General features: G+C 68.2%; 12 protein-coding genes and 1 pseudogene. 7 read left to right on the forward strand and 6 right to left on the reverse strand.

The window, feature by feature from the left end; translation table 11 throughout:
• Positions 1-293: GntR family transcriptional regulator (locus FXN61_RS39305; RefSeq protein WP_167978974.1), on the reverse strand; the 293-nt coding region annotated here is incomplete at its 3' end.
• A gap of 67 nt (positions 294-360) precedes the next feature.
• Here FXN61_RS39305 and FXN61_RS39310 point away from each other — a divergent pair.
• On the forward strand, positions 361-1,005 hold the full coding sequence (locus FXN61_RS39310) for a pyridoxamine 5'-phosphate oxidase family protein (protein ID WP_167978975.1): 645 nt from the start codon (positions 361-363) through the stop codon (positions 1,003-1,005).
• Here FXN61_RS39310 and FXN61_RS39315 read toward each other — a convergent pair.
• The 4 genes from FXN61_RS39315 to FXN61_RS39330 form a co-directional block, all read right to left on the reverse strand.
• Positions 986-1,444 carry a cysteine dioxygenase gene (locus tag FXN61_RS39315; RefSeq protein ID WP_167978976.1) on the reverse strand — a complete coding sequence of 153 codons (459 nt, stop codon included), beginning with the start codon at positions 1,442-1,444 and terminating at the stop codon, positions 986-988. The genes FXN61_RS39310 and FXN61_RS39315 overlap by 20 nt on opposite strands.
• A 117-nt stretch (positions 1,445-1,561) precedes the next feature.
• The gene (locus tag FXN61_RS39320) at positions 1,562-2,626 is read right to left on the reverse strand and encodes a cystathionine gamma-lyase (protein ID WP_167978977.1); all 1,065 of its coding nucleotides are present in this window, start codon (positions 2,624-2,626) and stop codon (positions 1,562-1,564) included.
• Positions 2,623-3,633 carry an NAD(P)H-dependent glycerol-3-phosphate dehydrogenase gene (locus FXN61_RS39325; RefSeq protein WP_167978978.1) on the reverse strand — a complete coding sequence of 337 codons (1,011 nt, stop codon included), beginning with the start codon at positions 3,631-3,633 and terminating at the stop codon, positions 2,623-2,625. Before FXN61_RS39325 ends, FXN61_RS39320 begins: the two co-directional genes overlap by 4 nt.
• Before the next feature lie 4 nt (positions 3,634-3,637).
• Positions 3,638-4,387 carry a lysophospholipid acyltransferase family protein gene (locus tag FXN61_RS39330; protein WP_167978979.1) on the reverse strand — a complete coding sequence of 250 codons (750 nt, stop codon included), beginning with the start codon at positions 4,385-4,387 and terminating at the stop codon, positions 3,638-3,640.
• Positions 4,388-4,423: 36 nt separating this feature from the next.
• Here FXN61_RS39330 and cofC point away from each other — a divergent pair, with 36 nt between their 5' ends.
• The 3 genes from cofC to FXN61_RS39345 all read left to right on the forward strand — a co-directional run bounded on the left by cofC (position 4,424) and on the right by FXN61_RS39345 (position 7,376).
• Positions 4,424-5,047: a 2-phospho-L-lactate guanylyltransferase gene (gene cofC, locus FXN61_RS39335; protein WP_167978980.1), complete on the forward strand. Its 624-nt coding sequence runs from the start codon at positions 4,424-4,426 to the stop codon at positions 5,045-5,047.
• 52 nt (positions 5,048-5,099) lie between these two features.
• Positions 5,100-6,074: a hypothetical protein gene (locus tag FXN61_RS39340; RefSeq protein WP_167978981.1), complete on the forward strand. Its 975-nt coding sequence runs from the start codon at positions 5,100-5,102 to the stop codon at positions 6,072-6,074.
• Positions 6,075-6,209: 135 nt separating this feature from the next.
• Positions 6,210-7,376 carry an acyltransferase family protein gene (locus FXN61_RS39345; RefSeq protein WP_246292641.1) on the forward strand — a complete coding sequence of 389 codons (1,167 nt, stop codon included), beginning with the start codon at positions 6,210-6,212 and terminating at the stop codon, positions 7,374-7,376.
• On the opposite strand, the gene FXN61_RS39350 is transcribed toward FXN61_RS39345, so the two are convergent.
• The gene (locus FXN61_RS39350; RefSeq protein WP_167978982.1) at positions 7,298-8,734 is read right to left on the reverse strand and encodes an LVIVD repeat-containing protein; all 1,437 of its coding nucleotides are present in this window, start codon (positions 8,732-8,734) and stop codon (positions 7,298-7,300) included. The genes FXN61_RS39345 and FXN61_RS39350 overlap by 79 nt on opposite strands.
• Positions 8,735-8,744: 10 nt before the next feature.
• Between FXN61_RS39350 and FXN61_RS50385 the strand changes: the two genes are divergently transcribed.
• From FXN61_RS50385 to FXN61_RS39365, 3 genes and pseudogenes are all read left to right on the forward strand, one after another.
• Entirely contained in the window at positions 8,745-9,083 is a 339-nt protein-coding gene (locus FXN61_RS50385) for a cold-shock protein (protein ID WP_188135982.1), read from the forward strand.
• Between the two features lie 232 nt (positions 9,084-9,315).
• Positions 9,316-11,436, forward strand: a complete 2,121-nt coding sequence (locus FXN61_RS39360) for an RNA degradosome polyphosphate kinase (protein WP_312878350.1) — start codon at positions 9,316-9,318, stop codon at positions 11,434-11,436.
• A gap of 17 nt (positions 11,437-11,453) precedes the next feature.
• Positions 11,454-12,352: pseudogene (locus FXN61_RS39365) on the forward strand (NUDIX hydrolase).
• Positions 12,353-13,245 lie beyond the last annotated feature (893 nt).

Consider the following 13,245-nt stretch of genomic DNA (forward strand, 5'->3'; position numbering starts at 1 on the left):
CGACCGGCTTGCGCAACGTTTGCGCAACGGGCCGGGGCGGGGGTCGTGGTGACGTAGGTGCCGGAGCCGTGGCGGCCGGCGATCCAGCCTTCGGCGTGAAGCTGTTCGTAGGCGGCGGCGGTCACCGTCCGTGAGACGCCGAGCGATTCGGCCAGCGCTCGCGTGGACGGGAGACGGTCGCCCGCGCGCAGCCGTCCCTCCGACGCCGCGGAACGGAGAGCGTCGGCGAGCTGGACGGCGAGCGGTTCGGCGGACTCGCGGTCCAGCGCCACTGGGAGCGCGGTCTCTGCCAAAGTGGCCTTCTCATATCAGTGGAAACTGGCGCTTCAATGATGCCACTTCGACCCGCACAGTAGAAGCATGACCACTGACGTGCAGCTCTCCCCCACCCCGCGCAGCACCGTCGTCCGCGGCAAGAAGCGAGCCGTCCAAGACCGTCAGGTGCTCTACGACATCCTCGACGAGGGCATGGTCTGCCATCTCTCCGTGGAGGTCGACGGGGCGCCGTTCCTCATCCCCACCGCGTACGGGCGGGACGGCAACCGCATCTTCCTGCACGGGTCGACGGGCTCACGGTCCATCAGGAGCATGCTCGAAGGCAAGCAGGTTTGCGTCGCGGTCACCCTCGTGGACGGCGTCGTCTACTCGCGGTCGGTGTTCCACCACTCGATGAACTACCGGTCGGCGATCGTCCACGGGACGGCGAAGATCGCCGAGGACGCCGAGCACGCCCTTCGCACGATCGTCGAGCACGTCACGCCTGGCAGCTGGGACTACGCGCGTAAGCCGTCCAAGAAGGAGCTCGCGCAGACCGTCGCGCTGGAGATCGACCTCACCGAGGCGAGCGTGAAGGTGCGCGACGGAGGTCCTGGCGAGGAGCCGTCAGACCTCGAAGCCAACCTGGTGTGGGCCGGGCACGTGCCGCTCATCCAGACGTGGGGCGCGCCGGTGCCACACGAGACGGACCGGTCCGTGCCGCCGCACGTCAGCGAACGGGGCCGTTGACCGGGTCGTAGCGGTACGGGGTCATGGCGCGTGTGCCGTGACGGTAGACGTGGATCGACACGGCCGGATCCACGCCGTCGTTGCGCACCTGGTGCACGTAGCCGGGCCCCCACACGCGCGACTGACCGATGTGAAGTGAGTGCACGACCTGGATGCGGGTCGTCACCACCTCGGTCAGCACACCGCTGACCACGGTGAACGCGCCGGAAGTCGTGGCGTGGTCGTGCAGCGAGGCCGTCTGACCGGGGAGCCAGCTCATCAGCCAGATCTCCTGGTCGTCGGTCTTGTCGACCAGCGTCGAGAAGCGCTCCTCCGGGTCGTACCGGAGCAGGTGCTTCCAGCGGTCGCGGTCGGCCGCCCACGACAGAGCCACCCGGACGGGGTGCAGCAGCGCGGAGTTTTCAGGCAGTACGACGGTGTTCTCTGGAACGGCGAACATCGGGAAAACAGTCCTAACCATGGCGAATGCGCGAAAAGAGGACGCGGGACTATCGCCAGGTACAACACAGAGCAGTGAAGGACATGCCGCAGAGGGTCCCGGAACCGGGACCCTCCGTCAATCTAGTCCCAAAGCGTGGGACACGTCCGCGACCAGGTCGCGAGTGTCCTCACAGCCGGCCGAGAAACGCACCAGGCCCTCGGGCACCGGGTCGCCGAACTGGGCGCGCCGGTCCGCCGTGGAGTGCAGGCCGCCGAACGACGTCGCCGCCGACACCAGTTTCGAGCGCGACAGGAACGAGTCCACGGCCTCGACGTCCAGGAGTTCGAACGTCAAGACGCCGTTGAACCGCCGCATCTGCTGTGCCGCCACCAGGTACGCGGGGTCCTCGGGCGCACCCGGCCAGCGCAACCCGTCGACGCGGCCCTTGAGCAACGAGTAGATCGCCGCCGCGTTCTCCGCCTGGCGCGCGAGCCGCAGGTCCAGCGTTCCCAGACCGCGCAACGCGAGCCACGTCTCGAACGGCCCCGCGATGGCGCCGTTCAACGTCCGCGCGTCGCGCACCTTCGCGGCCAGCTCAGGCGAAGCCACCGTCACGTGTCCGAAAAGGACATCGCTGTGGCCGGCGACCGCCTTGGTGTCCGAGGCCACCACGATGTCCGCGCCGAGTTCCAGCGGACGCTGCCCCAACGGAGTCGCGGTCGTGTTGTCCACGGCCAGCAACGCGCCGGCGGCGTGCGCGGCGTCAGCCAGAGCCGCGATGTCGCAGACGTCCAGGCCGGGGTTCGACGGAGTCTCCAGCAGGACCAGCTTCACCCCGTCGAAGGACGGATACGGCCCTGCCGTGGGCACCTCGACCACGTTCACGTCCATTTCGGACACGAACTTGCGGGTCAGGAAGTAGCCGTCCGACGGGAGCACCAGAGTGTCCCCAGTGGACAGCACCGTGCGCAGCAACGTGGAGATCGCCGCCATCCCCGACGGGAAGACGACGCACTCCCCGCCTTCCAGCGAACCCAGAGCGGCTTCGAGCGAGCGCCAGGTCGGGTTGCCCGCACGGCCGTAGTAGTCCTGGCCGCCCAAGTGGTACGCCGACGCGAACACCGGCTGCGCGCTGAACGGTTCGCCCGGCGCACCCGACACCGCGTGCACGACTCGCGTGCCGTCACCCAGCTCGCTCACTGGCGCTCGTGCTTCCGATCGCGGCCCAGCAGCGCGGCACCGAGATCACGCACGCTCAGCCCGTCGTGGCACACCTGGTGCACGCCTTCGGTGATCGGCATGTCCACCCCGTGCGCCCTCGCGAGCTCGCGGATCGACGAGCACGACTTCACGCCCTCCGCGACCTGACCGTGCGCGGCTTCCTGCGCCTGCGCGAGAGTCTCGCCCCGTCCGAGCCGTTCGCCGAAGGACCGGTTGCGCGACAACGGCGACGCGCACGTCGCCACCAGGTCGCCCAGCCCGGCGAGGCCCGCGAACGTCAGCGGGTCCGCGCCCAGCGCCGCACCGAGCCGTGCCGTCTCGGCCAGACCACGTGTGATGATCGACGCCATCGTGTTGTCGCCGAAGCCCATGCCCGCCGCCATGCCGCACGCCAGCGCGATGACGTTCTTGCACGCCCCGCCCAGCTCGCAGCCGACCACGTCGGTGTTGGTGTACGGACGGAAGTAGGAGTTCGAGCACGCGTGCTGCAGGTCGACCGCGCGGTCGTGGTCCGTGCACGCGATGACGGTGGCGGTGGGCTGCCCGACGGCGATCTCCTTGGCCAGGTTCGGCCCGGACACCACGGCGACCTGCGACTCGTCGACGCCGGCGACCTCGCGGATCACCTCGCTCATCCGCTTCAACGTGCCAAGCTCGACGCCCTTGGACAACGACACCAGCGTCGCGTCCGGCGGCAGCAGCTCCTTCCACGCCGACAGGTTCACCCGCAACGTCTGCGACGGCACCGCCAGCACCACGGCGTCCGCCCCGTCCAGCGCCTTCGCCGGGTCGGCGGTGGCCGCGAGGTTGGAGGGCAACGAGATCCCCGGCAGGTAGTCGGCGTTCACGCGGGTCTCGGTGATCGCCGAGGCGACCTCCTGCCGCCGCGCCCACAGCACGACCTCGGGACCGGAGTCCGCGATGACCTTCGCGAAAGTCGTGCCCCACGAACCGGCGCCGAGCACCGCAACGCGTTCGATTCCCATGCGCTCAGGCCTTCCTCGGTCCGTAGAAGCCTTCGGGCGCCTGCTGCTGGCGAACCTCGGCGAGCTGGTCCTTCACGTGGTTCATCAGCAGATCGGTGACCTCGCGCAGCAACGGGAGCGTCTCCTCCTTGCCGCGGTACGCGGACAGGTCGACGGGCTCACCGACGAAGTGCGTGATCGTCTTGCGCGGCAACGGCCGGAACTTCTTCCGGTAGTGGTCGTAAAGATCCATCGTGCCCCAGCGGGCGACCGGGATGACCGGGCCGTCGTGCTGCAACGCGAGCCGGGCGACGCCGGTGCGCGAGTTCGCGGGCCAGCCGTCGGGGTCTCTGGTGATCGTGCCCTCCGGGTAGATCACCACGAGCTGGCCGGTCGCCAGCGCGTTGTGCGCCTCGCGCAGGCTCTGCTGCGCGTCCGAGGTACCCCGGTAGACCGGGATCTGCTTCGCGCCCTTCAGGATCGAGCCCATGATCGGCACGTTCCACAGGCTGTGCTTGGCGAGGAAGTGCGGCACCCGGTCGTTCCTGTGCACGAACACGGCGTCGTAACACGGGTCGAGGTGCGAGATGTGGTTCATGACGAGCAGCGCCGACCCCTGGCGCGGGATGCGGTCGCCGTGCAGGATCCGGTGCCTGCCCAGCACGAACGACATGGGGTAGACGATCGCCGCGGCGACCCCGACCCAGAAGCCGCCCTTCTCCTTGGCCACGTGGACCCTCTCCTCACTCCCGGACCTGCAAGAACCTGCGCCCATGAGCACACTAGTCGCCAGATCGTGGACTATGACGAGGTGCGGGATGAAGTTGACCTCGTGGTTCCGGTCAAAACGCTCGACAGGGCCAAGACCAGGCTGAGCAGCGCGACCGGCGGAGATCCGGTGTCGCACGCGGCACTGGCGCTGGCGCTCGCCATGGACACGGTGAGCGCCGCGATCGCGACGCCTGGTGTCCGTCGCGTGGTCACGATCACATCGGACCCGGCCGTGGCCGCCGAGATGGCCGCGCTGGGTGTCGAGTCGCTGCCGGAGCCCGCCGAGCCCGGACTCAACGCGGCGCTGGAGCACGGCGCGCGCACGCTTCGGTCGAGTCGCATCGGAGCGCTTCAGGCAGACCTGCCCGCGCTCAAGCCCGATGAACTCCAGGCGGCGCTCGAAGCCGCCCAAGACCGCCGGGCGTTCGTACCGGACCGGCAGGGCACCGGAACGACGTTGCTCCTCGCCGCGCCCGGCGGTGAGCTCGATCCGCGGTTCGGGGTCGGATCCGCCGGGCTCCATCGGATTTCCGGTGCCATCGCACTGTTCGGACTGTGGCCGTCGCTGCGCTGTGACGTGGACACAGAAGAAGATCTGCGCCTCGCACTCACCCTCGGTCTTGGTGTGCACACCGCGAACGCCTTGCCCGCCTGGACAACCTGAGCAGCCGTCACGCGTCTTCCCGGTCACTGGGTGATCACGACTTGGGAGACTGATGCGAGCGCTCATCGCGCTGGCGGCGATCACGGCCATCGCGGGCTGTGTCGCCGCCGTGCCGATCGACCGGCCCTCCGACTACACCGCGCCGAGCAAGCTCAGCTCGTGCCGAGTGGACCTGCCCCAGGACTGGAAGGACCAGCTGTCCCGCAACAAGACGGAGGCGGGGTCGCACGAGCAGGTCACCATCGTCGGCGCGAACGAGAACGCCGCCACGACGCTGGTGAAGACCACGCGCAACAGGGCCACCGAACTCGTGCTGCGCGACAGCAAGAAGCGCCAGCAGGTCATGGCGGTGCAGGACGACGCCCAGCTCTTCGGCGTCGAGTTCGACGGCCGCTGGGTGACGTTCTCCACGAGCCCGAGCCCGTCCGACCGCACCACGACGACCTACGCGTGGGACTCGCGCAACGACGGCGCGCCCGTGCGGATCGGCGACAGCGGTGCCGTGGTGCACAACGGCAAGGCCGCCTGGTCGGACAGCTCGGGCGTCCACGTCTACGACCTCACCAAGAAGAAGGACAGGGTCGTCGGCCAGGGCAAGGAGCCGGTGTTTCTCGGCGACGCGGTCATGTGGCTGCAGGACGGGAGGTTCCGCGCCGAGGCGGCACTGCCGGAGCAGCTCAAGAACGCCAAGCCTGCCGAGAGCGCCGCGTCGGACGGCCGCACGGTGGTGTGGACGGAGGGCGACGCGTTGCGCGGCTGGCGCGAGGGCTGGACCGAACCGCGCGAGCTCGCCGAGATCAAGACCTTGCCCAGGACCGAGGGCATCCTGTTCCCTCGGGTCAGCGGCGACTTCGTGTCGTGGCAGTCGGAGTCGTCGTATGTGACGGACATCCGCAGCGGCGCCACCATGCACACGACCGAAGGCGCCTACTGGCTGGAGGTCCACGGCGGAGCGCTCACACAGCAAGGACGGCGCATCACGGCAGCCGCTCCCCTGTCCGCACTGTCAGCCTTGTCACGCTGTTAAAACCGTGACGAACAACACGAACAAGTTGTTTCAGGCAACTCAGCGGGAAACCTCGGCACCTTTACATCCGTATCCCTCGATAACCACGACGTACCCCCGACGTCGTGCCCCGACGCGTTGCTGAGGTGTTCCTGAATGAAGTCGTTGACGCACGCCGACTACCTGGCGTTGCGCCGCTTTCCCGCTCTTGACGGCCTGAGGGCCATTGCCGCGGTGCTGGTGGTGTTCTTCCACTACGGGGGACCGGATTGGCTGCAGGGCTGGGCGGGTGTCCAGATGTTCTTCGTCCTCAGCGGATTCCTGATCACCACGCTGATGCTGCGCGAGGAGCGCGGCACCGGCCAGATCTCGCTCAAGGAGTTCTACCTGCGGCGCGGGTTCCGGATTCTGCCCGTCTACTTCGTGATCCTGTTGGTCACCGCTGCCGGCTCCCTGATCGCGGGCACGTTCATCAGCAACGGCATCGGCCCGGCGCTGAAGTACTTCCTGACGTTCACCAACGAGTTCGCCGGCTCCAGCCCGTACGGACAGTCCTGGTCGCTGGGCATCGAGCAGAAGTTCTACCTGGTCTGGCCGCTGGTGGCGATCGCGCTGGGCACCGTCGTGCTCAAGCGCCGCGCCGGTGCCGCCGCCCTCGGCATGCTGCTCGCGCTCGTCGTCGTCAACTTCACCGCGTCGCACAGCAACCCCGGCTGGCCGCTGCACTACTTCTCGATCCTCACCGGTGTGTTGCTCGCCGTCGCGCTGCACAGTCCGCGCGGATTCGCGTTGCTGCGCCCGCTCACGAATCCTGTCGCTCAGCTGTTCGTCTCGATTGGATTCGTCGGCGTGCACCTGAGTGTGAAGCCGATCGCCGGTTTCCTCGACGGGGTCAACGGAATTCCCGGTCACGTGCTGGTGATTCCGGTCTACGCCCTCGCGACGGCCGTGCTGCTGACGGCGATGATCGCGCCGGGACCGGCCACGACTTTCCTGTCCACGAAGCCGATGCAGTTCGTCGGTGAACGCTCGTACTCGCTTTACCTCGTACAGACGATCGCCGCGACGATCATCGCGTTCTTCTGGCCCGCTTTGTCCGGTGTCGGACAGTCCGTGGTGGTCACGGCACTGGGATTGGCGCTGGCGAGCGTTCTCTACACGACCGTGGAGATCCCGATGATCAACCTCGGCCGACGAGTGATCACCCGCCAGCGCGCGAAGGCCGCTGTCAAGGCCGCCGTGGCTCAGCAGGGCGCGCCGCAGGCTCCCACACCGCAGTCCGAGTCGTCGCGGTTGGCGACCATCGGGCAGGCCCAGCCGTAGAACGGGTTCGGGGCGAGCGGCACGGGTTCCCTGTCGCTCTCCCTGGCCAGTTCCCTCGCGTGGTGCTCGGTGAGCGTCACGTTCGTACCGCTCGCCTGCGCGTCGTACGCGCCCTTCTCCAGCTCCAAGATCTCGACGCCGCGTGAGATGTCCGCGACGAAGACGGTGTTGCGGTGCCAGTACGGCGCCCACGAGGTCGCGGTGTCCGGCCGCCAGTAGCCGATCTGGATCGGCTTGGCGGGGTTGGAGATGTCGAGGAACCGGGTGCCCTGGTTGTACCAGGAGTAGGCCACGATCCGCTTCTGCACGTCGAAGTAGTGCGCGGAGCACGTGACGTTGCCGGGGATGGTGCCCTCCTGGTCGTCCGGGCTCCAGATGCCGACCGTCTTCATCTCCTTGGGCTTCTCGCCCCAGCCCTCACCGTTGTGCGTGCCCTGCAGTGAGGAGATGACGAACCGGCCCTCGGTCTTGCAGGTGGGGGAACCGAACGCCTCCTCGGTGTGCAGGAGCAACGAGCCGGCCGGGTTCTCCCGCGTGGGGCGCGGGCCGTCGTCGAGCGTGCGGCCGATCGGGCGGAACGAGTTGTGCGTGAACGAGGTCGGCATGTCGGCCTTCGGCACGCCGCCACCCGCGTAGGCGACCGGGTCCCACGCCTTCGCCTCGCGATACTTGCCGCTCAACGGGTCGCGGTGCCAGCCCTGCGTGTAGTAGCCGCGGGTGCCGTCGTCGCCCGCGACCCACGCGATGCCCTGGGCGTCGACCTGGACGTCGTGCGTGATCTTGCCTTCGCCCGCCTTGCCGCGGACGTCGACCGAGACCGGGAGTTCCTTCGGGGTCTTCGGATCGCGGATGTCGGTGACGAAGATCCGCCCGGTCTTGGCGTCCGACCGGTCGAGCCCTGCCGTCCAGAGGAACTGACAGTCGTTGATGCAGGTGCTGGTGTGACCGGTGTTCTGCCGGTGAAAGCTGAGGATCTTGAGGTCGGCCGGGTCCACAGCGGACACGATGTAGTTGCCGGTCGGACGGTCACCCGGCAGCGCGCGGCCGAACGAGTTCACCTCGCGCGCCAGGAACGCGAGCTTGCGCTTGGGGTCGACGTTGATGTCCTCGTTCTCCCAGAAGCGCTTCGTCGGATCGTCACCCGGCAGCGCCATCTCCTCCTTGGTGAGGTGGTCGAGGAGTTTCGGCTTGTCCAGATCCGTGACGTCGAACGTCTTCAGCCCGGTCTCCATGCTGACGAACGCCACGTCGCGAGGCCCGTACTGGGCGAACGCGATCGAGATGGCCCGTTCGGTACCGGGAAGTGAGGCCTTCAGGCGGACGTTCTTGGCCGCCGCCTGCAGCCGGGGTTTGTCCACCTTCGGAGTCGTGGGTTCGGCTGCCGCAGCCGACGCCAGTCCTGCCGTGGTGAAGGCCAACAGGGTCGCCGCAGTCAATGTGGCAATAACCTTCATGGCTCGACCCTGGCGCGCGCCGGACGAGACCAGTACCGACGAACGTCTAAGGTTCTGGTCCGTGCAGGCGACCGTGTCTACGTTTAACAGTGACGGCTCCGCCACCGTCCTGCGTGATGACGGTGTTCTGATCGATGTGAGCGCGGCCGCGGTCACCGCGGGTGGCTGGCGAATGCTGCGTCCGGGCCAGCGGGTGACCCTCGAACGTACTGCCGACGGGGTCGTCACCGCCCTGCGCAGGCCTGTTCTGTGACGAGGAGTTCACCAGTCGGACGTTCTCGGCAGGGGCGCTCGCGGCGATAGTGCGGAACAATGCGGGACGTGAGCACGGACGACAACGACGGCAAGGCGACCCCCTCTCGACGCGCTCGACGCGCGGCAAGGCGGTGGCGGCCCCGCGTGCAGCGACCCCGCGCACCCAGCCTCGCGCGGCGACCAGGCGGGCTTCCAACCCTCCGCGGACGAAGACTCAGCCGACCCAGCCGGTGGCGACGCCGGTGCGGGGTGTGCCCTCGGCGCCACCCGCGGTGACGTCGAGCAGCCTGCCCACCGACCTCCCGGACGACCGGTACTTCAACCGCGAACTGTCCTGGTTGGACTTCAACTCACGCGTGCTCGCGCTGGCGGAGGACTCCTCTCAGCCGCTGCTGGAGCGCGCGAAGTTCCTCGCGATCTTCGCGTCGAACCTGGACGAGTTCTACATGGTCAGGGTCGCTGGCCTGAAGCGGCGCGAGGAGACCGGTCTCTCGGTGCGCAGCGCGGACGGGCTCACGCCGCGCGAGCAGCTCGTGGCGATCTCCAAGCGCTCGCAGGAACTCGTCGAGCAGCACGCCCGCACGTTCCTCGAGCACATCCGGCCCGGCCTGGAAGAGCACCGGATCAGCATCGTGACGTGGGGCGACCTGACGGACTACGACCGGCTGCGGCTCTCGAACTACTTCAGCGAGCAGGTGTTCCCAGTTCTGACGCCGCTGGCCGTCGACCCGGCGCACCCGTTCCCCTACATCTCCGGGCTCTCGCTGAACCTCGCGGTGACCGTGCGCGATCCCGAGGGCGGCGGTGAGCGGTTCGCCCGCGTGAAGGTTCCGGACAACGTGCCGCGCCTCGTGCGGGTGGAAGGAGACCGTTCGTCTTCCTCCGCGACCTTCCTGCCCCTGGAGGAACTCATCGCCGCGCACCTGGGCGAGCTGTTCTCCGGCATGGAGGTCATCGAGTGCCACGCGTTCCGCGTGACGCGCAACGCGGACCTCGAGGTCGAGGAGGACCGCGACGAGGACCTGTTGCAGGCGCTGGAACGTGAGCTCGCCCGGCGCCGGTTCGGCCCGCCGGTGCGGCTCGAGGTCGCCGATGACATGACCGAGCACATGCTCGAGTTGCTGCTGCGGGAGATGGAAGTCGACCCGCACGACGTCGTGACCGTGCCTGGGCTGCTCGATCTGTCGTGCCTGTGGCAGCTCTACGGCATCGACCGCAAGACGTTGAAGGACCCGGCGTTCGTGCCGGCGACGCACCCGGCGTTCGGTGAGCGCGAGACACCGAAGAGTGTTTTCGCGACGCTGCGCGAGGGCGACGTCCTCGTGCACCACCCGTACGACTCGTTCTCCACGTCCGTGCAGCGCTTCATCGAGCAGGCCGCTGCCGACCCGCACGTGCTCGCCATCAAGCAGACGCTGTACCGCACATCGGGTGACTCGCCCATCGTGGACGCGCTGATCGACGCGGCCGAGGCCGGCAAGCAGGTCGTGGCGCTGGTCGAGATCAAGGCGCGCTTCGACGAGCAGGCGAACATCAAGTGGGCCCGCACGCTGGAGAAGGCGGGCGTGCACGTGGTCTACGGCCTGGTGGGTCTGAAGACGCACTGCAAGACGTCGCTCGTGGTGCGCCAGGAGGGTTCGACGATCCGGCGCTACTGCCACATCGGCACCGGCAACTACAACCCGAAGACCGCGCGGTTGTACGAGGACGTCGGCATCCTGACCGCCGAGCCGACGATCGGCGCGGACCTCACCGACCTCTTCAACGTCCTCACGGGTTACGCGCGCCAGGACGAGTACCGCTCGCTGCTGGTCGCGCCGTACGGCGTCCGCAAGGGCATCGTGGAGCGGATCAACCTGGAGATCGAGCGCGCGCAGGCCGGCGAGCCTTCCGGTGTGCGCATCAAGGTGAACTCGCTCGTGGACGAGCAGGTCATCGACGCGCTGTACCGCGCATCGCAGGCAGGCGTGCCGGTCGACGTGGTCGTGCGCGGCATCTGCGGCCTGAAGCCGGGCATCAAGGGACTGTCCGACAACATCCGGGTGCGCTCGATCCTCGGCAGGTTCCTGGAGCACTCGCGGATCTTCCACTTCGTCTCCTGCGACGAGTACTGGATCGGCAGCGCGGACATGATGCACCGCAACCTGGACCGTCGCGTCGAGGTCGCCGTGCGGGTGACCAGCCCCCGTCTGAAGACGCAGCTGGCGGAAGTGTTCACCTCCGCGCTCGACCCGCAGACGCGCTGCTGGGTGCTGCGCGCGGACGGCGAATGGGAACCGTCACCGTCGGACGGTTCGTCGGTGCGCGACCACCAAATGGAACTGCTGCACAAGCACGGAGCTCTTGGGTGATCAAAGCTGCTGGGGCGGTGCTCTGGCGTGATGCCGACGGTGACGTCGAAGTCGCGGTCGTGCATCGCCAGCGTTACGACGACTGGTCGTTGCCGAAGGGCAAACTGGACCACGGAGAGACGATTCCCGCTTGCGCGGTGCGCGAGGTGGTGGAGGAAACCGGCTACTCCTGCGTGCTCGGCCGCCACCTGAGGCAGGTCTCGTACGCGGTGCGGGAGGTGCCCAAGACGGTCGACTACTACGCCGCCGAGGCCGTCTCCGGCTCTTTCGCCGCCAACGACGAGGTGGACGAACTTCGGTGGCTGCCGGTCGCCGAGGCCTCCCCGTTGCTGACGTACGAACCCGACCGGCTGGTGCTGAAGGAGTTCGCCCGGCTTCCCGCCGACCTGTTGCTGGTGTTGCTGGTGCGGCACGCGAAGGCCGGGAAGCGGTCCGAGTGGGACGGCGACGACGACCTTCGTCCCCTCTCAGACGCCGGCTGGCGGCAGGCCGCGGCACTGCGCTCGTTGTTGCCGTTGTGGTCGCCTGCACGCGTCCACACGGCTCCCAGAGTGCGTTGTGCGGACACCGTGCGGAGCGTGGCCGAGGATCTCTCGGTCGAGATGGTCGACGAGCCGCGACTGTCCGAGGAGGGCTACTGGCCCGATCCGGAGGCCGGTCTCGTGCGGCTGCTGGAGATCGCGGCGACGAGGGCAGGGCGGTCGTGTCCTCGCAAGGCGGCGTGATCCCGTCCGTCGTGCAGACGCTGGCCGAACTGGGTGGGCTCCGGCTCGACGAGATCCCCAGCAAGAAGGGCAGCGCGTGGGTGCTGGCCTTCACCCGGCCGTTCGGCACCTGGTCCACTTCGGACTCGCCTTCGCGCTGGCCAACGCTGGTGTCGGCGCACTACCTGGCGTCGCCGCTGCCGCGCCCCTGAGGGCTGTTGCAGACGTTTACGGCCGCCGTCTTCCCACTCTGACGAAAGTTCGCCTCTGGCAACCAAGTCGGGTGTGAAGGCGGCGGTTTCGCTTGTACGGGGCGTGTTCGCAGGCATGCTGGCGTTATTTCTATTGGCGGGCAGGGCGTTTCCGAGGGTCCTGTGACGTTATACGTATTGGTGCGGCGAGGCGTTCAGTGACGCTCGCCCGGAGAGTTCCCGGAACGGCGCCCGCGGGTCCCGGAGCCCCCACTCCAATCGTCCACGGAGGGTCTGAGAATTCTGGGTGCTTCACCAACGGCAGGCGTGCGACTGGGACGCTTCTCCGACTGCGTTGGTGACGACCGGACGTTTCCACGGCCGTGTCACGGGTGTCGGCCGTTCCCATTCATGACTGTGTCTTCTGGCCCGAGTCACCGGACTCACCGGCGCCGTCCGCGACCGCTGGTCAGCCGCCCTTTCAAGCAGGTCAGGGGCTCCTTCTCGCCCTCAGGCCGCTTCTCCAGGCACACCAGTGTCTTCCGCCGGGTCACACCTGCGACGGTCTCCCCACGCCTCACAGGCCCGCTGACGCTTCCCCTGCGCCTCATGACCTTCACCGAGCGTCTCCGGTCGCTTCTCAGGCGTGGCAAGCACCTTCCCCCAGGCACGCGGAAGGCCCCGGCGTGCGCACACCGGGGCCTTCCGCGTAGTTGCTGAAGTGACGCAGCCTCCTTGAGGAGGCCCGTCTCACTTCTTCTTGGCAGCCGTCTTGCGAGCGGCCGGCTTCGCAGCCGGGGCCTTCGCGGCGGGCTTCGCCGCAGCCGTCGTCTTGGCGGCAGGCGGTCTTGCGGGCGCAGGGCCTTCGCGGCAACGCCGGCTTGGCGGCCTCGCCGTCACGGCCGAGCAGGATG

Origin of the sequence: Lentzea indica (genome assembly GCF_012184385.1) — a bacterium.
Lineage (GTDB): Bacteria > Actinomycetota > Actinomycetes > Mycobacteriales > Pseudonocardiaceae > Lentzea > Lentzea indica.

What these genes read in the sequence shown, in the direction of transcription:
- FXN61_RS39310 (WP_167978975.1), top strand. Translation starts at nt 361, where the DNA reads ATGACCACTGACGTGCAGCTCTCCCCCACCCCGCGCAGCACCGTCGTC.
- FXN61_RS39315 (WP_167978976.1), bottom strand. Translation starts at nt 1,444, where the DNA reads ATGTTCGCCGTTCCAGAGAACACCGTCGTACTGCCTGAAAACTCCGCG.
- FXN61_RS39325 (WP_167978978.1), bottom strand. Translation starts at nt 3,633, where the DNA reads ATGGGAATCGAACGCGTTGCGGTGCTCGGCGCCGGTTCGTGGGGCACG.
- FXN61_RS39330 (WP_167978979.1), bottom strand. Translation starts at nt 4,387, where the DNA reads ATGGGCGCAGGTTCTTGCAGGTCCGGGAGTGAGGAGAGGGTCCACGTG.
- FXN61_RS39340 (WP_167978981.1), top strand. Translation starts at nt 5,100, where the DNA reads ATGCGAGCGCTCATCGCGCTGGCGGCGATCACGGCCATCGCGGGCTGT.
- FXN61_RS39345 (WP_246292641.1), top strand. Translation starts at nt 6,210, where the DNA reads ATGAAGTCGTTGACGCACGCCGACTACCTGGCGTTGCGCCGCTTTCCC.